At 68.5% G+C, this 21589-nt stretch carries 28 protein-coding genes, 1 other RNA gene and 3 pseudogenes; 17 read left to right on the top strand and 15 right to left on the bottom strand.

Translation table 11 applies throughout. The features are described 5' to 3' along the window. The 3 genes and pseudogenes from ACWDSL_RS40905 to ACWDSL_RS40895 all read left to right on the top strand — a co-directional run. Positions 1-369 (top strand): annotated as a pseudogene (locus ACWDSL_RS40905) (serine/threonine protein kinase); the annotation flags it as partial. A 182-nt stretch (positions 370-551) separates the two neighbouring features. Then, positions 552-1664 (top strand): peptide chain release factor 2, encoded by a 1113-nt coding sequence (gene prfB, locus ACWDSL_RS40900; protein WP_450493162.1) that lies wholly within the window; start codon positions 552-554, stop codon positions 1662-1664. Between the two features lie 315 nt (positions 1665-1979). Then, the gene (locus ACWDSL_RS40895) at positions 1980-2660 is read left to right on the top strand and encodes a hypothetical protein (protein WP_450493161.1); all 681 of its coding nucleotides are present in this window, start codon (positions 1980-1982) and stop codon (positions 2658-2660) included. A gap of 221 nt (positions 2661-2881) precedes the next feature. Here the strand turns inward: ACWDSL_RS40895 and ACWDSL_RS40890 are convergent, their stop codons facing one another. Continuing rightward, positions 2882-3076 (bottom strand): hypothetical protein, encoded by a 195-nt coding sequence (locus tag ACWDSL_RS40890; protein WP_450493160.1) that lies wholly within the window; start codon positions 3074-3076, stop codon positions 2882-2884. A 328-nt stretch (positions 3077-3404) separates the two neighbouring features. Here ACWDSL_RS40890 and ftsE point away from each other — a divergent pair, with 328 nt between their 5' ends. The 5 genes from ftsE (at position 3405) to ssrA (ending at position 7293) form a co-directional block, all read left to right on the top strand. Continuing rightward, positions 3405-4094, top strand: a complete 690-nt coding sequence (gene ftsE / locus ACWDSL_RS40885; RefSeq protein ID WP_014179099.1) for a cell division ATP-binding protein FtsE — start codon at positions 3405-3407, stop codon at positions 4092-4094. Positions 4095-4103: 9 nt separating this feature from the next. Next, positions 4104-5015, top strand: a complete 912-nt coding sequence (gene ftsX, locus ACWDSL_RS40880; RefSeq protein ID WP_089512299.1) for a permease-like cell division protein FtsX — start codon at positions 4104-4106, stop codon at positions 5013-5015. Between the two features lie 68 nt (positions 5016-5083). After that, positions 5084-6286: a S41 family peptidase gene (locus tag ACWDSL_RS40875; protein WP_450493158.1), complete on the top strand. Its 1203-nt coding sequence runs from the start codon at positions 5084-5086 to the stop codon at positions 6284-6286. A gap of 18 nt (positions 6287-6304) precedes the next feature. After that, positions 6305-6784 carry an SsrA-binding protein SmpB gene (smpB, locus tag ACWDSL_RS40870; RefSeq protein WP_450493156.1) on the top strand — a complete coding sequence of 160 codons (480 nt, stop codon included), beginning with the start codon at positions 6305-6307 and terminating at the stop codon, positions 6782-6784. A 139-nt stretch (positions 6785-6923) separates the two neighbouring features. After that, positions 6924-7293, top strand: a transfer-messenger RNA (tmRNA) gene (gene ssrA / locus ACWDSL_RS40865). Between the two features lie 77 nt (positions 7294-7370). On the opposite strand, the gene ACWDSL_RS40860 is transcribed toward ssrA, so the two are convergent. Continuing rightward, entirely contained in the window at positions 7371-7733 is a 363-nt protein-coding gene (locus ACWDSL_RS40860) for a winged helix-turn-helix transcriptional regulator (RefSeq protein WP_450493154.1), read from the bottom strand. Between the two features lie 137 nt (positions 7734-7870). Here ACWDSL_RS40860 and ACWDSL_RS40855 point away from each other — a divergent pair, with 137 nt between their 5' ends. Next, the gene (locus tag ACWDSL_RS40855) at positions 7871-8497 is read left to right on the top strand and encodes an NAD(P)-dependent oxidoreductase (protein WP_450493152.1); all 627 of its coding nucleotides are present in this window, start codon (positions 7871-7873) and stop codon (positions 8495-8497) included. Between the two features lie 32 nt (positions 8498-8529). Here the strand turns inward: ACWDSL_RS40855 and tgmC are convergent. The 11 genes and pseudogenes from tgmC to ACWDSL_RS40800 form a co-directional block, all read right to left on the bottom strand. Continuing rightward, positions 8530-9721 (bottom strand): annotated as a pseudogene (gene tgmC, locus ACWDSL_RS40850) (ATP-grasp peptide maturase system methyltransferase). Between the two features lie 89 nt (positions 9722-9810). Beyond that, entirely contained in the window at positions 9811-10248 is a 438-nt protein-coding gene (locus ACWDSL_RS40845; RefSeq protein ID WP_450493150.1) for an NUDIX hydrolase, read from the bottom strand. A gap of 32 nt (positions 10249-10280) precedes the next feature. Next, positions 10281-10592, bottom strand: a complete 312-nt coding sequence (locus ACWDSL_RS40840; protein WP_450493148.1) for a hypothetical protein — start codon at positions 10590-10592, stop codon at positions 10281-10283. Further along, positions 10589-11059, bottom strand: a complete 471-nt coding sequence (locus ACWDSL_RS40835) for a hypothetical protein (protein WP_450493147.1) — start codon at positions 11057-11059, stop codon at positions 10589-10591. The genes ACWDSL_RS40840 and ACWDSL_RS40835 overlap by 4 nt, the downstream gene beginning before the upstream one ends. A gap of 10 nt (positions 11060-11069) precedes the next feature. Beyond that, positions 11070-11723: a dTMP kinase gene (locus ACWDSL_RS40830; RefSeq protein ID WP_450493146.1), complete on the bottom strand. Its 654-nt coding sequence runs from the start codon at positions 11721-11723 to the stop codon at positions 11070-11072. Beyond that, on the bottom strand, positions 11720-12754 hold the full coding sequence (locus ACWDSL_RS40825; protein WP_450493145.1) for a radical SAM protein: 1035 nt from the start codon (positions 12752-12754) through the stop codon (positions 11720-11722). The genes ACWDSL_RS40830 and ACWDSL_RS40825 overlap by 4 nt, the downstream gene beginning before the upstream one ends. Positions 12755-12816: 62 nt before the next feature. Further along, positions 12817-13665 carry a helix-turn-helix domain-containing protein gene (locus ACWDSL_RS40820; protein WP_450493143.1) on the bottom strand — a complete coding sequence of 283 codons (849 nt, stop codon included), beginning with the start codon at positions 13663-13665 and terminating at the stop codon, positions 12817-12819. Between the two features lie 30 nt (positions 13666-13695). Further along, a complete protein-coding gene (locus tag ACWDSL_RS40815) occupies positions 13696-14220 on the bottom strand; it encodes a DUF6879 family protein (RefSeq protein WP_450493141.1) in 525 nt (174 codons plus the stop codon). Continuing rightward, on the bottom strand, positions 14195-14443 hold the full coding sequence (locus tag ACWDSL_RS40810; RefSeq protein WP_385623834.1) for a hypothetical protein: 249 nt from the start codon (positions 14441-14443) through the stop codon (positions 14195-14197). Before ACWDSL_RS40810 ends, ACWDSL_RS40815 begins: the two co-directional genes overlap by 26 nt. A 191-nt stretch (positions 14444-14634) precedes the next feature. After that, a complete protein-coding gene (locus ACWDSL_RS40805; RefSeq protein ID WP_450493140.1) occupies positions 14635-14877 on the bottom strand; it encodes a DUF397 domain-containing protein in 243 nt (80 codons plus the stop codon). Further along, complete coding sequence (locus ACWDSL_RS40800; protein WP_450493138.1) at positions 14877-15746, bottom strand: helix-turn-helix domain-containing protein; 870 nt, start codon at positions 15744-15746, stop codon at positions 14877-14879. The genes ACWDSL_RS40805 and ACWDSL_RS40800 overlap by 1 nt, the downstream gene beginning before the upstream one ends. A 322-nt stretch (positions 15747-16068) precedes the next feature. On the opposite strand from ACWDSL_RS40800, the gene ACWDSL_RS40795 reads away from it, so the two are divergent. From ACWDSL_RS40795 to ACWDSL_RS40785, 3 genes are read left to right on the top strand one after another with little or no spacing between them, the layout of a single operon-like run. After that, complete coding sequence (locus ACWDSL_RS40795; RefSeq protein ID WP_450493136.1) at positions 16069-16365, top strand: hypothetical protein; 297 nt, start codon at positions 16069-16071, stop codon at positions 16363-16365. After that, complete coding sequence (locus tag ACWDSL_RS40790) at positions 16362-16682, top strand: hypothetical protein (RefSeq protein ID WP_450493134.1); 321 nt, start codon at positions 16362-16364, stop codon at positions 16680-16682. The genes ACWDSL_RS40795 and ACWDSL_RS40790 overlap by 4 nt, the downstream gene beginning before the upstream one ends. Beyond that, positions 16682-16897 carry a hypothetical protein gene (locus ACWDSL_RS40785; RefSeq protein WP_450493133.1) on the top strand — a complete coding sequence of 72 codons (216 nt, stop codon included), beginning with the start codon at positions 16682-16684 and terminating at the stop codon, positions 16895-16897. The genes ACWDSL_RS40790 and ACWDSL_RS40785 overlap by 1 nt, the downstream gene beginning before the upstream one ends. Before the next feature lie 412 nt (positions 16898-17309). On the opposite strand, the pseudogene ACWDSL_RS40780 reads toward ACWDSL_RS40785, so the two are convergent. Both ACWDSL_RS40780 and ACWDSL_RS40775 read right to left on the bottom strand, forming a co-directional pair. After that, a pseudogene (locus ACWDSL_RS40780) lies at positions 17310-17708 on the bottom strand (exonuclease domain-containing protein). A 109-nt stretch (positions 17709-17817) separates the two neighbouring features. Then, complete coding sequence (locus tag ACWDSL_RS40775; protein ID WP_450493131.1) at positions 17818-18195, bottom strand: hypothetical protein; 378 nt, start codon at positions 18193-18195, stop codon at positions 17818-17820. A 27-nt stretch (positions 18196-18222) separates the two neighbouring features. Between ACWDSL_RS40775 and ACWDSL_RS40770 the strand changes: the two genes are divergently transcribed. The 5 genes from ACWDSL_RS40770 to ACWDSL_RS40750 all read left to right on the top strand — a co-directional run bounded on the left by ACWDSL_RS40770 (position 18223) and on the right by ACWDSL_RS40750 (position 21472). Then, positions 18223-18504, top strand: coding sequence for a hypothetical protein (locus ACWDSL_RS40770; RefSeq protein ID WP_385623813.1), 282 nt, complete (start codon positions 18223-18225; stop codon positions 18502-18504). 265 nt (positions 18505-18769) lie between these two features. After that, on the top strand, positions 18770-18973 hold the full coding sequence (locus ACWDSL_RS40765; RefSeq protein WP_030224351.1) for a cold-shock protein: 204 nt from the start codon (positions 18770-18772) through the stop codon (positions 18971-18973). Between the two features lie 180 nt (positions 18974-19153). Continuing rightward, positions 19154-20629 carry a DEAD/DEAH box helicase gene (locus ACWDSL_RS40760; RefSeq protein ID WP_450493129.1) on the top strand — a complete coding sequence of 492 codons (1476 nt, stop codon included), beginning with the start codon at positions 19154-19156 and terminating at the stop codon, positions 20627-20629. A 110-nt stretch (positions 20630-20739) separates the two neighbouring features. Then, a complete protein-coding gene (locus tag ACWDSL_RS40755) occupies positions 20740-21090 on the top strand; it encodes a CBS domain-containing protein (RefSeq protein WP_450493128.1) in 351 nt (116 codons plus the stop codon). 61 nt (positions 21091-21151) lie between these two features. Beyond that, on the top strand, positions 21152-21472 hold the full coding sequence (locus tag ACWDSL_RS40750; RefSeq protein ID WP_358640967.1) for an SCO5918 family protein: 321 nt from the start codon (positions 21152-21154) through the stop codon (positions 21470-21472). Positions 21473-21589: the final 117 nt, after the last annotated feature.

Here is a 21589-nt window from a genome sequence, read left to right as displayed (position 1 = left end):
CGCGCCACCCAGCGTCGCGAGCCGAGCCACATGCGCCGCGGCGCGGTGCCGCTGGTGCCCGGGGCGGTGCCCGACTCCAGCCGGGAGACGCACACCAGCATGCGGGTGCCCAGCGCGGACGAGCTCGCCGGCGGCCCGCACGGCACCGCCCGCGCCCCCCGGGTCAGCGGCCAGCGCCGCGCGGGCTCGGCCCGTAACCGCCCGGTCTCGGAGGCGGTGCGCCGCCGCCGGGTCAGGCTCGCGGTGGTCGCGGGCGCGCTGCTGGCCGCGGTGGGGATCGGCGGCTGGCTCGCATCGGGCGGCGACGACGACGGCGAGGCCCCCAAGGGCGGCGAACACTCGGCCCCGGCAGACCCCGGCGATCGCTGAGCGCCCCGGGCTGCGCCCCGGGCTGCGCCCCGGGCTGCGCCCGGCCCGCCCGCCCGTGAATCCGGCCGGAGGCGCGGCCCCCCGGCCGGGGGGCCGTACCCCCGGCCGGGCGAACCGAGTCAAGAAAGGGGCGGCGGTCGCCCGTGCGCCCGGTCGCCCGTCCGGCCGGTTACGCTGGTGCCGTGGCAGTCGTCGATGTATCCGAAGAGCTGAAGTCCCTCTCCTCGACCATGGGGTCGATCGAGGCCGTCCTGGACCTCGACAAGATGAGGGCCGACATCGCCGTGCTCGAGGAGCAGGCGGCGGCCCCCTCCCTCTGGGACGACCCGGAGAGCGCGCAGAAGATCACCAGTCGGCTGTCCTATCTGCAGGGCCAGCTGCGCAAGGCGGAGGAGCTCCGCGGCCGCATCGACGATCTCGAAGTGCTCTTCGAGCTCGCCGAAGCCGAGGACGACGCCGACACGCGCGCCGAGGCCGAGGCCGAGCTGGAGTCGGTGCACAAGGCGGTCGACGAGATGGAGGTGCGCACCCTCCTGTCCGGCGAGTACGACTCCCGTGAGGCGCTCGTGAACATCCGCGCCGAGGCCGGTGGCGTGGACGCCGCCGACTTCGCCGAGCAGCTGCAGCGGATGTATCTGCGCTGGGCCGAGCGCCATGGCTACAAGACCGAGGTGTACGACACCTCGTACGCGGAAGAGGCCGGCATCAAGTCGACCACCTTCGCCGTCCAGATTCCGTACGCGTACGGCACCCTCTCCGTCGAGCAGGGCACCCACCGCCTGGTGCGCATCTCGCCGTTCGACAACCAGGGCCGTCGCCAGACGTCCTTCGCGGGCGTCGAGGTGCTGCCCGTCGTCGAGAAGACCGACCACATCGAGATCGACGAGTCCGAGCTGCGCATCGACGTCTACCGCTCCTCGGGCCCCGGCGGCCAGGGCGTCAACACCACGGACTCCGCGGTGCGCTTGACCCACATCCCGACCGGCATCGTGGTCTCCTGCCAGAACGAGCGCTCGCAGATCCAGAACAAGGCGTCCGCGATGAACGTCCTCCAGGCCAAGCTGCTCGAGCGGCGCCGCCAGGAGGAGCAGGCCAAGATGGACGCGCTCAAGGGCGACGGCGGCAATTCCTGGGGCAACCAGATGCGTTCGTACGTCCTGCACCCGTACCAGATGGTCAAGGACCTGCGGACGGAGTTCGAGGTCGGCAACCCGCAGTCGGTGCTCGACGGCGAGTTGGACGGCTTCTTGGAGGCGGGGATCCGCTGGCGCAAGCAGCAGGAGCAGCAGAAGTAGGGCAAGGCCCTGCCCGCGGCCCGACGGCCGCCTGCCCACCCCGCCTGCCCACGACTTGACGGCCGGTTGGTCACAGTCCTGTACCCATGCATCCGCCAAGCACCTCCATAGCGGACATGTCGTGCGCAATGACCTTGACGGTCATATGAAAAATGGGAAAGCTGACGCGCGGCAGGCGTATGACTGGGGCGCGTGTGAACGGGGGTTCGTGGACCGCCTTGTGTGGCCGGTCCCGCGGATCAGAACTCCCCGCAGACCGTTGCCTCGTGCATAGCTGCTCCATCGACGAGTACAGCTACTGGGGGTAGCAGGCAGATGACGAAGAAGACGCGGCTTCGCGTCGCGCGGATCGCGGCGAGCGCCGTGATCGCCGCCGGCGCCTCGCTGACGGCGGCGGGTGCCGCATCGGCTGTGGGTATCGACGTCGGCATCGGCGGCGTGGAGGCTTCGGTCAAGGCGGACGACAAGGGCGTCGGCATCGGCGTCGGTGTCGGCGACCCGACCGAGGACCCGACGGGCGACCCGACATCGATCCCGACGGGCGAGCCGTCCCCGACGGACGACCCGACCACCAACCCGCCGACGACCAACCCGCCGACGGGCGACCCGACCACGAACCCGCCGACGACCAACCCGCCGACGGGCGACCCGACGAAGCCGCCGACCGGCGAGCCGACGGGCAAGCCCACCGGCAAGCCGACCGCCGAGCCCACCAAGTCGCCCGGCACCGGCGGTGGCGGCGGCAGCGACGACTCCAACACCTGCACGGTGGAGCTCGACGGTACCGACTGCCAGGACAACACCGACACCGACAGCGCCGGCAGCAAGCCGGTCGAGCAGAGCAAGCCCAAGGAAGCGCTGGCCAAGAAGGAGGAGCTGGCCGAGACCGGTGCCTCCGAGACCACCTTCCTGCTGGTCGGCGCCGCGACGATGATCGCGGGTGGCATTGGCTTCCGCCTCATGCCGCGTCTGGTCAACCGCAACACCGCGGCCTGATCACGCACCCGGCCTGACCGGGTGTGGCGCAGCGACGCGAAGGGGCCCGGAGTGCGGCGTCACTCCGGGCCCCTCGTGCGTGTTCGTGCCTGCTTGTGCTTGTACTTGTGCCGTGCTTATGAGAAATGAAACACATCGCGTGGATCGCGAGTCGGCCGTCACCGTGCGTACGGCACCGCTCGACATAGCGCTATAAACTGATAATGGCCCGCTACGGTCCGTTACGCCGTGGCGACCTGGTGAGCGAGCAGAGCCACCGCGATCAGCGCCACCAGCAGCGCTATCAGGGCGGTCGGCGTCAGCCCGCCGAAGCCGCCGGCCTGCTGCAGACGCTCCCTGCTGGCCCGGCAGACCGGGCACCGGCCCTCGCTGACGGGGCTCGCGCAGTTGGCGCAGACAAGCCTGTCATACGTCATGCGCTCTCCTCCTCCCGCGCGGCGATGCCGCAGTAGACACGGGGCCAACGCTCTGGGAAATGTGTTGGTTCCCCTTCCACTGTGCCAGCTTCCGCCCGGTTCGGCGCGCCCCGCACGATTCCGTACCGCATCCGTACCGGTTCCGTGGCTGTTTCGGACAGCTCGGCGGGGCAGGTTGTCAACCGTTTGCCCCCAATAGTGCCGTGAATAAGCGCACCAACCCCGAACGGCGACTGCGAGGTCGCGTGCGGTTCGCGTATGGTCACGCACACCGACGGGAGCCCTTGCGGCCACCCGTACCCCTACCCAGGTCGACCGTGGTGCTTCAGTGATCCGATTCGACAACGTATCCAAGACCTACCCCAAGCAGAACCGTCCTGCACTCCGGGATGTTTCGCTCGAGATCGAGAAGGGGGAGTTCGTCTTTTTGGTGGGCTCCTCGGGGTCGGGCAAATCCACCTTTCTCCGTCTGTTGCTGCGCGAGGAGCGCGCCAGCCATGGCGCGGTCCATGTGCTGGGCAAGGACCTGGCGCGGCTGTCCAACTGGAAGGTGCCGCAGATGCGCCGCCAGCTGGGCACGGTTTTCCAGGACTTCCGGCTGCTCCCCAACAAGACGGTCGGGGAGAATGTGGCCTTCGCGCTGGAGGTGATCGGCAAGCCGCGCGGCGCGATCCGCAAGACCGTTCCCGAAGTGCTCGACCTGGTGGGACTGGGCGGAAAAGAAGACCGTATGCCCGGTGAGCTCTCTGGTGGTGAGCAGCAGCGCGTCGCCATCGCCCGCGCGTTCGTCAACCGGCCGCTGTTGCTGATCGCCGACGAGCCGACCGGAAACCTGGACCCGCAGACCTCCGTCGGCATCATGAAGCTGCTGGACCGGATCAACCGGACCGGGACCACGGTCGTGATGGCCACTCACGACCAGCAGATCGTGGACCAGATGCGCAAGCGCGTGATCGAACTTGAAAAGGGCCGTCTCGTACGCGACCAGTCCCGCGGCGTTTACGGCTACCAGCACTGAAAGGACGCCATGCGCGCCCAGTTCGTCCTGTCGGAGATCGGCGTCGGTCTCCGCCGCAATCTCACCATGACCTTCGCGGTGATCGTGTCTGTCGCCCTTTCGCTGGCCCTGTTCGGCGGGTCCCTGCTCATGAGCGAGCAGGTGAGCACGATGAAGGGTTACTGGTACGACAAGGTCAACGTCTCCGTCTTCCTGTGCAACAAGCAGGACAAGGAGACCTCGCCCAACTGCTCCAAGGGCGCCGTCACCGACGCGCAGCGGAACGAGATCCGCTCCGAGCTCAAGCAGATGAGCATCGTGGAGAGCGTCCAGTTCGAGACCTCGGAGCAGGCGTACAAGCACTACAAGGAGCAGTTCGGCGACTCGCCGCTGGCCAACTCGCTGACCCCGGACCAGATGCAGGAGTCCTTCCGGGTCAAGCTCAAGGACCCCGAGAAGTACAAGGTGATCACCACCGCCTTCGCCGGCCGCCCCGGGGTGCAGGAGGTCCAGGACCAGCAGAAGCTGGTCGACGACCTCTTCAACCTCCTCAACGGCATGAAATACGCGGCGTGGGGGGTGATGTCGCTCATGCTGATCGTCGCGCTGATGCTGATCGTCAACACGGTGCGGGTGTCGGCGTTCTCCCGCCGCCGGGAGACCGGGATCATGCGGCTGGTCGGCGCGTCCAGCTTCTATATCCAGATTCCGTTCATCATGGAGGCCGCCATCGCGGGTCTGCTGGGCGCGGGCTTCGCCTGTGTGCTGCTGGTGAGCGGACAGTACTTCCTGGTCAACAACTGGCTGGTGGACCGGATCGACGTGATCAACTTCATCGGCTGGGACGCGGTGCTGTCCAAGCTGCCGCTGGTGCTGGCGATCGGTCTGCTGATGCCCGCCTTCGCGGCGTTCTTCGCGCTCCGCAAGTACCTCAAGGTGTGACATTCGTCCAGGGCGCCGTACCTCACAACCTCCGGTACGGCGCCCTGTGTTGCCCTACACTCACCGGCATGTCGGGCCCGTGTTTGTTCGTCCCGCCCCGCCGCATTCGCCGTGGGGCGACCCTGACGGTGGTCTTTGTGAGCTTGCTGGCCACGGGAGCCGCCGTCGGCTCCTGGGGCGCCGAGGCCGAGGACGGCCGGGACCCGGTCGACGCCCGGATAGCGTCCCGTTCGGTGTCGAGCACTGTCGAGAGCGACGAGGTCAAGGCGGCCGCCGCACAGGCCGAGGAGGACGGCAAGTCCGGCTCCAAGGCCGCCCGGGAAGTGGTCAGCCGCAGCGGCGACCGATGGGGCGCGGTCTACAGCGCCCGCGAGTACGAGGGCTTCCGCCGCAATCTCGACGGCGAGTACGTGGGCGTGGGGATCTCCGCCCGCCTGAGCACCGGCGGCCGGATCGCGGTGGACCGCGTCCAGCCCGGCAGCCCCGCCGCGAAGGCCGGCATCCGCGCCGGTGACCGGCTGCGCACCGTCGACGGCCGGACGACGACCGGCCGCCCCGTCACCCAGGTGGTGTCCTGGCTGCGCGGCGGCGCGGGCGAGGCCGTGGGCAGCCGGGTCGAGGTCGGGCTGCAGCGCGGCGACCACAGCTGGCGGCAGACCCTGCGGCGGGCGCGGCTGGCCACCGAGCCGGTGACCGTCGACCGCCTCACCGATCAGCACCCCGCCGCCGTCCGGATCAAGGTCGAGGCCTTCACCCGGGGCTCGGGCGACCAGGTCCGCCGCGCCGTGCGGGCCATCCCCGAGGGCCAGGGCATCCTGCTCGACCTGCGCGGCAACTCCGGCGGCCTCGTCTCCGAGGCCGTCACCACCGCCTCCACCTTCCTCGACGGCGGGCTGGTCGCCACGTACGACGTACGGGGGGAGCAGCGGGTGCTCGAGGCCCGGCGCGGCGGCGACACCGGCTCCCCGCTCGTCGTCCTCGTCGACGGCGGCACCATGAGCGCCGCCGAAATGCTCACCGGCGCCCTCCAGGACCGCCGCCGGGCCGTGGTCGTCGGCTCCCGCACCTTCGGCAAGGGCTCCGTCCAGATGCCCAGCGAGCTCCCCGACGGCTCGGTCGCCGAACTCACCGTCGGCCACTACCGCACCCCCACCGGGCGCGGCGTCGACGGCAAGGGGATCACGCCCGACCTCTCCGTACGCGGCGACGACGAGAAGAGCGCCGAAACGCGCGCGCGGACAGTATTGAGTGGCCTCGGGGGCGGGTCATAGTGCGAGAATGACAGCGCTATGGCAAAAGAGACGGGGCGCAAGCTGATCGCGCAGAACAAGAAGGCGCGGCACGACTACCACATCCTCGACACCTACGAGGCCGGTCTGGTGCTGACCGGTACCGAGGTCAAGTCGCTGCGGCAGGGTCGAGCCTCGCTGGTGGACGGCTTCGCACAGCTCGACGGCGGCGAGGCGTGGCTGCACAACGTGCACATTCCGGAGTACAGCCAGGGCACGTGGACCAACCACGCGGCCCGCCGCAAGCGGAAGATGTTGCTCCACCGCGCGGAGATCGACAAGCTGGTCGTCAAGACCCAGGAGACCGGCCACACCCTGGTCCCGCTGGCGCTGTACTTCAAGGACGGCCGGGCCAAGGTCGAGATCGCCCTCGCCAGGGGCAAGAAGGAGTACGACAAGCGGCAGACTCTGCGCGAGAAGCAGGACCGCCGCGAGTCCGACCGGGCGATCTCCGCGGCGCGGCGGCGGCAGCGGGCCTGATCGGGGGCCTGAGTGGGTGGGCCGTAGCGTCGTGCTGGCCTGACCGGCGGGAATACGCTGGCACTACCGTGCGTTGTTCCCGTACGATAAGGGCTGCACCCCCGCAGAGGGGTGCGGCACCACCTTGATAACACCACATGGGGATGATCGGTTTCGACAGCGGCTGTCGAAGCAGGGGAAGCGAGCCGAGGAAGCGGCAATGATCTCGTAAACCATATGCCGAAACCTATAATCGCCAACACCAAGCGCGATTCCTTCGCCCTCGCTGCCTAAGTAGCGACTTGCGAAGTGTCAGCCCGGGGCTGTTCCCGACCCGGATCCTGGCATCAGCTAGGGGACTAAACCACTAGACCCGGTCACGGGGCCTGGTGGGAAATCAAACAGTGACTGAGCCCGTCGGAGACTTGTCCGCGTGATCTCCGGGGCTGAGAAAAGCACAGCGGACTGCGCTCGGAGAAGTCCTGGTTCCACACCGTTGGACGCGGGTTCGATTCCCGCCATCTCCACTCATCCCATGTACGACGAGGGCCCCGCGGTCAGCCGACCGCGGGGCCCTCGTCGCGTTCGGGTTCGGACGCGCGCCCCTCTAGGACCTGTCCCGTGCGTCAAGCAGCTCGTCCCAGTGCTCCGCTGCCCACGCGCATGCGGCATCCAGCGGCTCCAACATGCTGCGACCCAGCCGCGTCAGCGCGTACTCCACCCCGAGTCTCGGGTCGGCGTGCACCGTGCGTGAGACGAGCCCGTTCCGCTCCAGGCCACGCAGTGACTGTGTGAGCACCTTCGGGGTGACGCGGTGCAGTGGCACACGCAGCTCGGAGAATCGGCGGGGACCGTTTTCCAGGCAGCGAATGACCAGAGCCGCCCACTTGTCGCCGAAGCGGAATGGCAACAGCGAGGACGGACACAGTTCGTCGAACATGTCCGGAGGCAGCGGCTGGCGGCGTGTCATGCTCTCTCTCCTGCCCGTCGGCTGGGGCCGTTAGCCGGCCTCGGTATCCGGTCTCGGTATCCCGTCTCGGTATCCAGGAGGTAACTGCCCTTGCGGATACCTTCCGGAGCATCGACTCAACGGGAGGTATTCCGACGATGGGCAGGTTCGTGATTTTCGGGGCCGGTGGCCGGGCCGGCCGGCAGGCCGTCGCTGAAGCGCGTCGGCGTGGACACCAGGTCACCGCGGTGGTCCGCGACCCGTCCCGCTACGGCGGCCTGGCGGACGGCGGCGTACGGATCGCCGCCGGGGATGTCACCGACGCGGCGGATGTCGCCGCCCTCGCGGCCGGGCATGACGCCGCGATCAACGCGGCGGCGATAACCGACCCGGGGGCATTCTTCACCAGCGCCGCACATGCCCTCACCAAAGGCCTGCGGCAGGCCGGGGTGGACAGGCTCGTCGCGGTCGGGATCGCCACGCTACTGCCCGGCCCCGACGGGACCCGCCTGCTCGACATGCCCGGTTTCCCCGCCGAGTTCCGGCCCTTCTGCCTGGCCCACGCCGACGGGCTCGAGGCGCTTCGGGCCGAAGGCTCCGCCCTGGACTGGGTGTATGTCAGCCCAGTCGGCGACTTCGACCATGAGGGGGAGCGCACCGGCCATTATGAGATCCGCGAACACGGTGACCTCGCGGCGCGCATCTCCTACGCGGACTTCGCCCTCGTCCTGCTCGACGAGGCCGAGACCCCACGGCACCACCGCAGCCACCTGGCCGTGACATGACCGGACACTCGGCCGGCCTTGTCCCGCTGAGCTCAGACAAGGCGGTGTTCCCAGCGCAACGTGGGGCTGATTTTCTGGCCACCGATCCAGTACGTGTGGGAGCGGGGGGTGACGCGGAGCCGCACGGTGCTGATGTCCGGGCGTCCTGCGTCCTGCGTCCTGCCAGGCGATGAGCGCTTCTTCGATGGCGTCCCACAGTGCCACCGGTCCGCCCTGCCGTACGGTCCAGCCGGAGCCGTCCTCGATGAACGCGGCGAAGGATTCGCGGTCGGCGTCGAACACGTAGAGCTGCCGGCTGCCATCGCCCCGGGCGGCGCGTACGAGCTGGGCGCCGGGCGCGGTGAGTTGGGCGAGGAAGGCGGGCATCCACTCCTCCAGCAGTGTCGGCGGCACCTTCGTCTCGCGCTCGCTGTCGGCGTAGGCGGCGCGCGCCGACAGGTCCCCGGCGAGCGGTGTGGCGGCCTGGGAGCGGGCCTGCATGAACGACGACTCCCCGATGATCAGCCCCTCGGCCGTGCCGTCGTCGTTCACGGTGACCTTCGCGAGGCCGGTGCCGTACGCCCACGAGCCGGGGGCGAGGGTGGTGAGGATGATGCCGCCCGGTTTGGTCTGACGTACCCAGGTGTGGGGGATGCGGCGTACCGCGCATGTGGCGATGGTGCGGTCGTAGGGGGCGCGGCGGGGGTGGCCCAGGAGTCCGTCACCGGTCAGGGTCCATGTGGAGTATCCGGCGGCTTCCAGCGCGGCATCCGCACGGGCGGCCACGCCCGGGTCCACCTCGACCGTGGTGACGTTGTCCTCGCCGAGCCGGTGGCACATCAGGGCGGTGGAGTAGCCGGTGCCGGTGCCGATCTCCAGCGCGGTGTGACCGTCCTCGACGTCCAGAGCCTCGAGCATGCCGACGACCGTCACGGGCGTGGTGGACGACGACGTGGGCACGCCGGGGACCGGCTCGGCGGCCTGGTCGGCGGTGAGGTGCCCGTCCAGCTGAGTCACCAGGGACTCGTCGCGGTAGGCGATCTTGGTCCATTCCCCGGGGTCGGTGCCGAGCGCCGTCACGGGCCGCCAGCGCCCACCGTCGGCGGGCAGGAACACGCCGGGCTGGAGGAACAGCTCACGCGGCACGGCCTCGACCGCGGCGTGCCACTTCGGATGGGTCAGGACTCCGGCCTCCTGGAGCCGGGCGGCGAGGGCGCGCCGTTCAGGTGCGGTATCAGGCGCCATCGGGGGTGTCTCCTTGAGCGAGTAGGTCAGCGGTCACCCCGTTGGTCTGATGTGTGTCGGGGGGCCCCGGGTACGCAGCAGCTGAGCGATCAGCCGGTCCGGTCGGCCAGGAGTAGGGCGAGTGGACCGGCAGGGAGCAGGAATCGGCCCTCGACGGCGGCTTTGAGCGCGTCGGTCATGGGCCACCAGGACAGCTTGAAGTCCTGTTCGGTGGGGGTGAGCCGCTGCGGGCCGACGGTCAGATCGCGGGCCTCGTAGAGGTGGACGCGAGCGGTCGTCTCCAGGGTGATGGCGTACGTGCCCAGCAGGCGCCATCGTCCGGCGGTGATGCCTGCTTCCTCCCTCAGCTCGCGGCGGGCGCATTCTTCCAGGGTCTCGCCGTCCTCTTGCCGCCCGCCGGGGAGGAACAGGTGCTCGCCACCGTGACGGGGGAAGTCAGCGCTCAGCAGCGCAACGAGGCCGTTCTCGTCGCGGGCCACTACTACGGAAGCATCGCGGGCCGGGCCGCCGCCGGGAATCTCGGTCATGGCGGGCGAGCATATCGGCGGTCCCCTGATCGTCAGCGGACCATGGCCGCGTACGGCACATTCATCACGACGGGGTGGGCGATGCCGCGCCCGTGGAAGCCGTCGTCTCCGTAGGCGTCGCCGTGGTCGGCGCACATGATGATCATCCAGCGCTGCTTCGCGGTCAGCGTGGTGATCAGACGTCCCAGGTGTTGGTCTGCGTAGGCGAGGGCGCCCCGCTGGGAGGCGGCAGTGTCGGTGCTGACATCGTCATACGTGGCGCGGGCTACGTCGTATCGCAGGGAGTCGAGGGTGATGAACAGGATCCCGACCCCGTCGCGGATGATCTCGGCGGCATTGATCATGCCGGCGTCTCCCTCGCGACGTGGTGCTCCACGTGTCCCTTGGCCTGTTCGTTGACGGGGATGGGGACCTGATCGTCGGCGACGAGCCGCCGGATGACGGCCAGACCCGTGTCTTCGGTCAGCGGCTTGCCGTCAGCGTCGTACAGGGCGATGCGGACAGTCTCGCCATCCTCGGCGGCCGCGGTGGTGATGAGAGCGCCGGGCAGATAGCCGAGGGCGGCCATGGCGGCGAGCAGCCCGGCTTCGTCAGCTGTCCCCAGAACGGTGACGTGACAGGCATAGTGCCGTGCGTTGATCGCTCCCCGGCACAGCCGCTCGTGGAAGATGACGCTGGTCGGGTGTCCGTTGTGGGCGACGACGATGCGGTTCGTCTTGGTAGCGACGACGAGGCATGCGCCGATCCACCATGCGACACCTTCGTGGATCTCGCCGGGGAATCGTCCGCTCGCCGCGCCGTCCCGGATCACGGTGTCGGTGTTAATGGGTCTGAGCACGTGTGGTCTCCAGATGGTTGATCACCCAGTCAGCGAGCTCGTCGGGGGTCTTGCCGTCGGTGTCGAGTACGACGGCGGTGGGGTCGGCGTGGGCCGCTGCCTCGAAGTTGGCGAGGAGCCGCGGAAGGCGTTCGGGCACGGTGAAGAGTTCGGCATCGTCCGCCGTCAGGGTGTTGCCCTGTTCCTTGGAGGCCAGGCGGCGCCGAAGCACCGGCACTGAACAGCGGAGGTAGAAGGTGGAGTCCGGGGTTTCCAGGTAAGGACGGAACGGGGCCAGAAGGCGGGCGGCGTCGTCCATATCGAGCTCATGCACGGCGCTGTGGCAGGCAACGACGGATGAGGCGTAGCGGTCGGCTATGACGGGGCCGGCCGCGCGGTGGTGGGCCACGGTGTCGGCAGCGTGCAAGAGCCCGGAGAGGTAGAAGGCAAACTGTGGCAGTGGGCGCAGCCGGCTGTTGACCGTCGTTGACCAGCCGGAGTGCGGGGAGGGCAAGGTGTGCAGGCTGGTGGCGCTCAACCGGTCGGCGACCGTCTTGGTGAGGGTAGATTTGCCGATTCCGGAGATGCCCTCGAAGACGAGGAATAGGCCGCGGCTGTCCCCGTGCGGAGCGGGCTGGTAGGCGGATGGCAGGCTCATAAGGTTCCTTCGGTGAACGCGGTGACGTGTCCGGCGACGCACTTGGCGAGCCGAGCCGGGTCGTCCAGCAGGGGCTTGAGATTCAGGCGGAGGTCTTCGCGCAGCAGACAGGGTTGAAGGCCGTCGTGGTCGATACGCAGTGCCCAGAACCCTTCGACGCACTTGGGGCGCAGAGGGCAGGTGCCGCACTGGCCGACGTGGTGGCGGCCCAGGTTGCGGTGGATCACGTCGACCTCGATGCCGTCGATGCGGAAGACGCGGCGGCCCTGGCCGACTCCGGCGATCTCGGTGTGTTCGTCGTCGGTGAGGGTGCGCAGATACGCCACGGTGTCGTCGGCGGGCACGGCGGACGAGGCGCGGGCTTCGTTGAAGTCGGTGCCGACCAGCTCGATGAACTGCACCGGCAGTCGCCTCTCAAGCGCGAAGTCCAGGATGGCCCGGATCTCGTGGGCGTTGTCCTTGAGCAGCAGACAGTTCAGCTCGACCCGCTCGAAGACCTCCCGCGCCGCCTCAATGCCGTCGAGCACCGTCGTGATGCCGATGCGGGTGTTGGCGATGGCGCGGAGGGATTCGTCGGAGAAGTAATGCAGCGAGATCTTCACCTTGTCCAGCGGCGTCCTGGACAGCCAGTCCTGGTGCGTACGGACGCGGGTGCCGTTGGTGATCAGCGTGTAGGAGGAGTCCGGGCCCGAGGCGGCAAGCTGCTCCAGGACAGGCCGGGCCAGCGGGGAGGCCAGGGGCTCGCCGCCGGTGAAGTAAACGCGCTTGAGCCCGGCGTCCATCAGGGCCGCGATGATCGTGACGTAGTGCTCCGAGCACAGGGAACGTGCACGCGGCTGCTGCGATCGGTCGCGGCGGGTCAGGGGCGGTGGGACATCGCCTTCGTTGTGGCAGAACCAGCAGGCGATGTTGCAGCGGGGGCCGAAGGAAATGCGCAGCTGCCCGCGAAGGGCGGCGTAGTTGTGCAGCGCGGTCCAATCGATGTCGCCCCGGGGCCCGAGTTTCGCCTGAGCTTCGACGGTCTCCGTCATGCCAACGACCGTACGGTCGGCGAGATTTGAGCCTCAAGAAAGTTCTATGAAGTTGCGCGGCATCACCTGAGAGTGTCAATGGCCGCCGTGATGAGTGACTGGGCCTTCGTGCCGTAGACGGCCATGCGTTGCAGCCGGGCGAACGCTTTCACGTACACGTCGATCTCACCGGGCGAGGTGATGTTGATCTCCGCAGACAAGGTCTCCACCTGTACCCGCTCATCGTCGAAGATCATGAATGTCTCGACGGGCCATATGCGGCGCTGCGCGGTGAACGGGATCACTCCAAAGGCCACCGACGGGAGCGACAGCACCTCCAGGAGATATCCGAGCTGTCCGGCCATGACGGAAGGGGACCCGATGCGATAGCGCAGTGTCGTCTCTTCGACCAGGAGCACGAAGCGATGGCGACCTTCGTGGATGACGCGGGAGCGGGCCAGGCGGGCGGTCGCGGCGTCGGCGGCGTCGTTGGGGGTTCCCTGGAACTGGCTGATGGTGGACAGCAGCGCTTCGGCGTAGCCGTGGGTTTGGAGGAGGCCGGGCACGACGTTGGAACAGTAGACGCGGAACAGGCTGGTGCGGTCGTACAACGGGACGTCAACCTCTTGGCGGCGCCGGATGCCTGTGCGGTGGATTCGCTTCCACTCGACATACATCTGGTCCGCGTCCCGGCTGGCCGCGATCAGGTCGGGGGCGTGCCGGAGCGCGTCACATGCCTGGCACCACTTGCGGATGTCGTCGTCCGAGGGCGGTGTATGACCGTTCTCCAGCCGAGAGACCTTGGATTTGTGCCAGCCGCACCGGGCCGCCACCTCTTGGGCCTTGAGCCCTGCTGTCTTGCGGATGTCCACCAGGCGGGCGGCGACGGCTTCGCGAGCAGCCTGGGCTGAGGACGAGGGCGAGGCGTTCATGAAGGCGGCGGTCCCGGGGCAGCAGAGGTGTCAGCGGATCGAGTACTCCTCGTGCGGGATTGCCCGTTCCCAGATCGCGGTGAACGCGTCAGCGCACAGCTTGATGACTGCCGGGTCCTCCGATGCGTCGGGCTCGATGGCGGCGCCGTTGCCGGAGAACAGGTTGAACCGCACGATCCGGTCGTCGATCAGCCAGAAGTCGTTGCCGGGGAGCGCGAGATCTGACGCACGACGCCGTGGAAGCCACCGTACGTGCTCGCCGGCTCGGATGTTGGCCGGGGTGATCGCGTGCTCGAAGCGGATGTAGTCGGTCACGGGCTCCGAGACGATCCGGGCGCGGCGGACGGACACACCTCGCGCCACGGTCCGCTCAACCAACGAAACCCAGGGGCGCCAGTAGTCCGAGCCGTAGGCGGGCAGGGCGCCTTCCTTCCGCCACGCCTCTACGACGTACCGCTCCTCGTCCACACCGTAGTGGTCGCGCATCTCCAGATGCAGCGCCGAATGCTGGGCCGAGTCCAGGAGTTCGTCAAAGCTGGGCACGTTCTGCGGCATCGCACGCCTCCCTGATCAGCGGCACCATCCGCGCCGGGATGCGGATGACGGCCTCGGTGTCGGGCTTCGGGCTCCGCTTCGCGCACTCGGCCTCGGTTGCCTCGTCCGCGACCCAGCCCTGAAGCACGATTTCGGGTTCGGACTTCGTATCGGTGTCGACCCAGACCGCCGGGCAGTTGCCTGCGCCGGTCTCCGGGTCGATCCCGACGAACTGTAGATCCATGGCCGCCTCCAGCGTCCGGTGGGTTGCGCTATGTTGCACACCCATCACACTCGGAGTTACCCACTCAACCACGTTGCGTGATGTGCAGGTTCGAGCCGAGGGCGCAGCGCGGACAGTTCCAGCCATCCCCACGAGTGACGGCGGCCCCTTTGAGTACAGGGGCCGCCGTTCATGGACGTTACTTGTGCGGGTCAGGTGGTGGGTAGCTCTCCATCGGCGACGGCGGTAACGAAGGACGCCCAACCGGACGGCGACACCAGGAGCGCCGGGCTGTTCGGGTCTTTGGAGTCGCGGATCGCGATCGCGCGGTAGGGGGGCGTCGACAGGTTTGCGACCTCGACGCAGTTGGTGCCGTTGTCGCTGTAGGAGGACTTGAACCAGTGGGCGTGCACGAGGTCTCGGGCTATCAAGTGGGTGGGGACGTTGGTGGTCATCAGGTGATCTCTCGGGATAGTTGGTTCAGGAACTTCGGGGTGTCCTCGGGAGGCAGGGCGGACCGCGACAGCGCGTCGAACTGCCGTGAGAACCGGCCGACCTCCCGGCGCTTGTCGGAGATGGACGAGGTACCGAATGCGGTGTCGACTTGGATGGTCGTCGGCATGATGTCGCCGAGGAGCAGGATGCTGAAGTTGTGCGCGAACAGGTACCCACGCATTGTCTGGGGGAGTACCTGCACGGTCACATTGTCGAGTGCGGCCAGCTTGGCGATCTCGTCGTACTGCTCGCGCATCAGCTCGGCGTCGCCGACGATGTGCCGCAGGGCTGGTTCGTAGAGGATGGCCCAGAACCTGAGCGGGTCCTCGTCACGGGTCAGCGCCTCCTTGCGCCGCATTCTCACCCCGACGCTCTGCTCCACGAATTCAGTCGTGGTCTCGTCGAGGGGTTTGGCGCTCACGTGCCTCGTGCGGGCGTATGCCTCGGTCTGCAACAGCCCCAGGATGAGGGTCGGGTTGTAGGCCCGGATCTCCTGTGCTGCCGCCTCGATCCCGAGGAACCGTGGCATCCCTGGTGTCAGCTCCGTGGCGAGAGGTGTCCACCACTCCCGGCTGGACGCTTCCCGCTGGGTTGCCACCAGCCTCTCCACTTCCTCCTCGTCGGTGACGCCGTAGCGGTCGAGTAGCTTGCGCAAGTCACTCGCGCTGCGGAGGTCCTGAAGCCCGGTCTCGACCCGTTGCAGCTTCGTATCGCTGAACGAGAATCCTTCCACGGCTTCTTGGATGCTGAGCCTTGCCCGCTTGCGTAACTCGCGGAGTTCATGGCCGAGTGCGATGCGTCGTGCTGTTGGCCTGTGCGGTGCCGCCATCGTTCTGCCTTTCTGAGGCAACTGCCCCTAGTTCGCGGCGATATGACCAGTATGGCGCGGCAACGCTTCGCTGGGTCAGTTGTTGCGTTCGTTATGGCATGTGCCATTTTTTGCTGAGTGGGTGATTAATTGTGGAATCTATTGTCTGCTCTGCGGGCGGGGCACGACAGTGGTTGTGCTCGGGAGCCGGGCCAGCAGTTATCGGATGACGCTGGGGTGCTCCCTGACCACACAACCACCGGCCACATGCAGGACCCCCGCGACGCGACTTGGGAGAGAGCGTCCGGGGGCGGTGGCCATCAACCCCACGGAGGTTGACGACATGGCACACGCTATCGCCTGGATCTTCGAAGCACTGCTACGGCTGGTGTTACCGCCGTCGGGCCGTCACCGCGCGGCCGGCCACCCCACAGCGCGGGTGTCCGACGGGCCTGCTCGACCCAGGGCGGCGGAGTGCATGATCGCCTCCGCCGCGGCGTTCCGCCCGGTTTCCGGCCCGCCGGATGGCCCCGGTGCCGCCATGGTGCGGCCCTATGTCGTGGCCGACGAACAGCGGAGCAAGCGCCGCCCGCGGGTTGAGTTGGTGTGTGCGCCACACGGGATGGTGGTGATCCGGTGACCGCCGACGGCCGGATCAGGCCCGTCCCATCCCCCGGGTGCGCTCTGTGCGCCACCCCTGGCGACTTCGGGCCCCACAACCACGCCGTTCCGCGCTCGGGCCTGTGCCCCGCGTGTATCGCGGCCGCGAAGCCCACCCGCGAAGGTCTGGAGCACGCGGTCGTGATCGTCGCCGGACAGACCCTCGCCGGAGCCGAAGCCCTCGACCTGGCCGACGCCGCGCCGGAAGAACTGGCCTATCACTTGGGCGCGGTGAAGCGGAGCCTGTGCAGCCTGCTCCAGCTCCTCGCGCCGGTCGGGGGAGAGGGAGGCCGCTGATGGCCGACAACCAGCCGGGGCGGGGCGAGCGGCCGAAGATGACGATGCGCGTCTACACCATTGCGCACGGCGGGATCGTCACCGCGCGGCGCGCGATCGTGGCCGTCCTCGCCGGGGAGAAGAGCGACGTCTACTCGATGGGGCAGGCGTGGCCGCCATGCCAGTGCCCCCGCCACCGCGACCACAACAACCCCGACCGCTTCAAGCGGTCCTGAGACCGCCGTCCAGCCCCATGCCCCCCACTCTCATGGGCGGGCTGGGGCTGGACGGTCCCGTCGCCGGGGCGCTCCCGGCCCCCCTTTACGACTCGTGGGAGCAGCGGTGGAAAGCAGCGTGAGTCTCGTCCGCGTCGGCGACGTCGAGTCCGTGTTGGATGACCTGGTGGGCATCTACAAGGAGTGCTGGGCGCACAAGCTCCACCTATCGCACTACGCCCCCGAGACGTTCGGAGAGCGGCTGCACCGGCACGCCGCCGAACCGGATTGGGAGGCCGTGGTGGCGTACGACTCGGGCGAGCCCATCGGCTACGTCTCTGCCAACCGGCTCTCCGGAGCCGATGACCGCTGGTGGCGACGGACACGCCCGGAGCCCGAACCGACGATTGAGGGATGGACCTCAGCCGATGGGTCAGTCTCCCCGTTGGGCCAGATCCAGCACCAGGGCGGCGATGTTCCACGCATCGTCGTCGCCTCGGTGGTGGCGGCCCTCCAAGGGAAGGCCGGCCAAGTGGGCCTGTGCGGTGCTGGGCCGCCAGCGCCCGGCACGCCTCGGCGAAGGGCAGGCCCTGTCCACGTCGGCCTGCGTCAACCCGGTCAGCTCCGTGCAGAACGGGCTCACTTTCGATCGGGCCGGGCGTACCAGCAGCCGGTGTTTGGCGAGGCGCTCGCTCGCGCGCAGGTCGACCACGGTGAGCCCAATCTCGATGATCTCGCTGACCTGGCCGGGTGGTGGCTGTCCCTCCCAGCATGTCGCTTCGACATCGACCGCGTTCAGCAGGTCCACGCAACAACACCACCGGCCGGTGATGGACGCGCTGAAGCTGCCGGCCGAGTGGACCGAGGTGGACGGCAAGAACCGCTTCTACGACGCGGGCGAGCGAGGTGCCGCTGGACGGGGCGGTGCGCGGGGTTTCAGGTCACCTCTTTGCAGCAGCGCTCTCCGGTGGCGCAGGTCCGGTGCCCGGTATCCGCGCCACCACCTCCTCCGGCGTGAAGTCGGCCTCGGTCTCGTACGAGGTGGTGCCCCAGCTCTGGCCGACATACAACGAGGACAGCCAGCGGGAGTCTCTCACCCACACGTCGTAGTCGCCCTGGACAAGCTGGTCCTCGTGTCTCCAACGGTCATCACGCTCGTAGAAGAAGCCGACGTCGGCCACGCCCGCGTCGGCAAGGGTCTGCAGGAGCGCACGGTGCTCCGCGCTGAGGGGGTTGTTGCGGCCGGCCACACGTTCCACGCGCTCGACGAAGCGGCGGGTGTGGCGGTCCACCCACTCCTCTTCGAGGAACTCGTCCATGCTGACCAGATCCGTCGGTTTCGCCTCGTGATCGCCGCCGCCCCCGTACGCGCCCTCCCACCGCACCCGGAAGAAGAAACTCGGATCATCCGGCAGGAGATCACCGGGGTCGTCGTAGTAGACGACAAAGACGCGGAAACGCACCCGCCGCCGGGGCGGGTCCAGTTCGAGAACGCGTACGCCGTATCCGCCGGAATCGCCATGTGGCCTTCGTCTCGCTTCTGGGGTCTCGGCGCGTTCGTCGGCCTCTCGTCCGCCGATGACGACAGCGGCGCGTACAAGCCGTCGAAGGAGGTCACAGCGCTGTGAGCGGAAACGCTCGACGGCAACACCGCCACCCCGGAGAACAATATCTGCGGTCGTGAAGTAAGAAATCGACGCGGCGCGCGAGAAATATTCCTGAGGCGGCAGGCGGTGCGGAATTGTTCACTACGCAGGGCCGATGTCGACGTGCTACTGTCGACATCAGTTGCAGGTGTGGTTGCCAGAAGATTTTTCCGACGGCTGATCATCACGGCGACACGGAATTCGCACGGGGTGCGTATTTCTGACACCGCCTCCGAAGGAGAAACAAATGGCTACTGGCACTGTGAAGTGGTTCAACGCGGAAAAGGGCTTCGGCTTCATCGAGCAGGACGGCGGCGGCGCCGACGTCTTCGCCCACTACTCGAACATCGCCGCCCAGGGCTTCCGTGAGCTGCAGGAAGGCCAGAAGGTGTCGTTCGACATCGCGCAGGGCCAGAAGGGCCCGACGGCTGAGAACATCGTTCCCGCCTGACGCACCGGCACTGACGCATACTTCGCAGCTGGGGCCCGCACCTTGGGGTGCGGGCCCCAGCTCGCTTTATTTTGAGGGTGATTCGACCCTGTCATTTCCGGCTCGTTCTCGCGATTCTCTGCGCCTCTCGGTTTGCTGCGGAAATTCCTTGATACGTGCCCACGTCGAGGAAGGTCCCGCATGAACCGCACCCGTACCACTCGCACATATGGCCGCTTCGGGGGAAGTGCTGCCGCAGGTCGCTCCGGCGTTCCGCGCCGTTCCAACGGTTACGGAAACCGACAGGCCGCGCAGGGCGAGTTCGCGCTGCCGAAGACGGTCACGCCCGCGTTGCCCGCCGTCGAGTCGTTCGCCGATCTCGTCATGCCGGCGCCGTTGCTGTCCACGCTCGGACAGGAAGGCGTGACCGTACCGTTCCCGATCCAGGCGGCGACCCTGCCGAACTCCCTGGCCGGCCGTGACGTACTCGGTCGCGGCCGCACCGGGTCGGGCAAGACTCTCGCCTTCGGCCTCGCGGTACTGGCCCGTACGGCGGGTCGGCGCGCCGAGCCGCGCCGGCCACTGGCGCTGGTCCTCGTCCCCACCCGTGAGCTGGCCCAGCAGGTCACCGACGCGCTCGCTCCCTACGCCCGCTCCGTGAGTCTGCGGCTCGCCACCGTCGTCGGCGGAATGCCCATCGGCAGGCAGGCCGGGGCGCTGCGCGCCGGCGCGGAGGTGGTCGTCGCGACGCCCGGTCGGCTCAAGGACCTCATCGACCGGGGCGACTGCCGGCTCGTCGACGTCGGCATCACGGTTCTCGACGAGGCCGACCAGATGACCGACATGGGCTTCATGCCCCAGGTCACCGCCCTGCTCGACCAGGCGCGCCCCGAGGGTCAGCGGATGCTCTTCTCGGCCACCCTGGACCGCAACGTCGACCTGCTGGTCCGCCGCTACCTGACCGACCCGGTGGTCCACTCCGTCGACCTGTCGGCCGGTGCCGTCACCACGATGGAGCACCACGTACTCCACGTGCATGACGCGGACAAGCACCGCACGACCACCGAAATTGCGGCCCGGGACGGCCGGGTCATCATGTTCCTGGACACCAAGCACGCCGTGGACCGTCTGGCCAAGCACCTGCTGAACAGCGGTGTCCGCGCCGCGGCCCTGCACGGTGGCAGGTCCCAGCCGCAGCGCACGCGGACCCTGGCGCAGTTCAAGGACGGTCACGTCACGGTCCTGGTGGCCACCAACGTCGCGGCTCGCGGCATCCACGTCGACAGCCTCGACCTGGTCGTCAACGTGGATCCGCCCAGCGACCACAAGGACTACCTGCACCGTGGCGGTCGTACGGCCCGCGCCGGCGAGTCCGGCAGTGTCGTCACCCTCGTGACCCCCGGCCAGCGCCGCGCCATGAGCCGGCTGATGGCTTCGGCCGGAATTACCCCGCACATCACCCCGGTCCGCTCGGGCGAGGCGGAGCTGAGCCGCATCACAGGTGCCCAGGCGCCCTCCGGCGTCCCGGTGGTCATCGCCGCGCCGGTCGTTGAGCGCCCCCGCCGCGCGTCTTCGCCGTCCTGGGACCGCCGGGGCCGCACCGGCAAGGGCCGATCCGTCGGCGCGGGGGTGCGCCGCAGGGCACAGCGGCAGCCCGGCGACAACTCGGCTGCCTAGGCCCGGCGCGGTCCCCGGGGCCACCGTGGTCTCCCTGGGGCCGCAGTGGTCTCCCTCCCTGGGGCCGCAATGGCCACCAAGCCGATCAACCTCTGCCGCAGGAGGCACCCTTGACGCCAGTTCAGACGCAGTACCGCATGCCGGACCCCGCCCCCGTGACCGTGGTCGACGACATCGAAGCGTACGGGCCTCGGGTTTGTGACGACATGACCGTCGAGGTGGCTCTGGCCGTCATGGCGGGTGCCCGTGTCGAGTACCTGACCGTGTGCGACAGGGACGACCAGAGCACGGGCTTGATCACCCTGGTCCGGCTCACCGTTCTCCGCGACAGTTCCACGTACACGGACCGGATCCGTCTGCGGGACGTCCTCGACGGATCGCTGCCCTCGCCCATCGCCCGCCCCGGCGGAGCCGGTGAAGTACGGCCGAGTTCCGGGCGTCTCCTCGCCCTCTTCCACTGATCCGCCTCGCCCCGGACAGCCCGTTCTCCTTCTCTCCGTGACTTCTCTCCTGTGAGGCATCATGCGCTGTGTCATCGCCCGGTACCCGTTCGACCTGACCAAGGCCGGGGTGCTGGCCTCAATGAAGGGCGTCAGACCCGAGCTCGTCACGGGTGAGTCCGTAACCATCGGCCGCCGCCGCTACCCCGTCAAGCAGGTGGGCCAGGTCATCACGCGACAGGACCGCCGTGACTTCACGGTCGGCGAAGTCACCCGGGCCATGGCGCGCCTCGGCTTCACCTGCCACGACTGCCCCGAGGCCGCGCCCGTGGGCGTGGGCGTTCCCACTCCGCTCCGGACCGCGTCGGCACTGTTCGGCGGGACCGGCCCCGTGGGGGTATGAGGACGGGCGGGAAACCGCCTTCAGGATCCCGGTGGGGGGCGGGGGGCCGGCCGCGGCGCGGCCCCCCCCCCGGGTTGTAGGGCGCGGGCGATAACAAATGCCGGGGACACGGTGAAA

The sequence above is a fragment of the Streptomyces sp. NPDC000941 genome (assembly GCF_053599555.1).
Note: the sequence above shows the minus strand (reverse complement) of the source record. Positions and strands in the feature narration are given on the sequence as shown.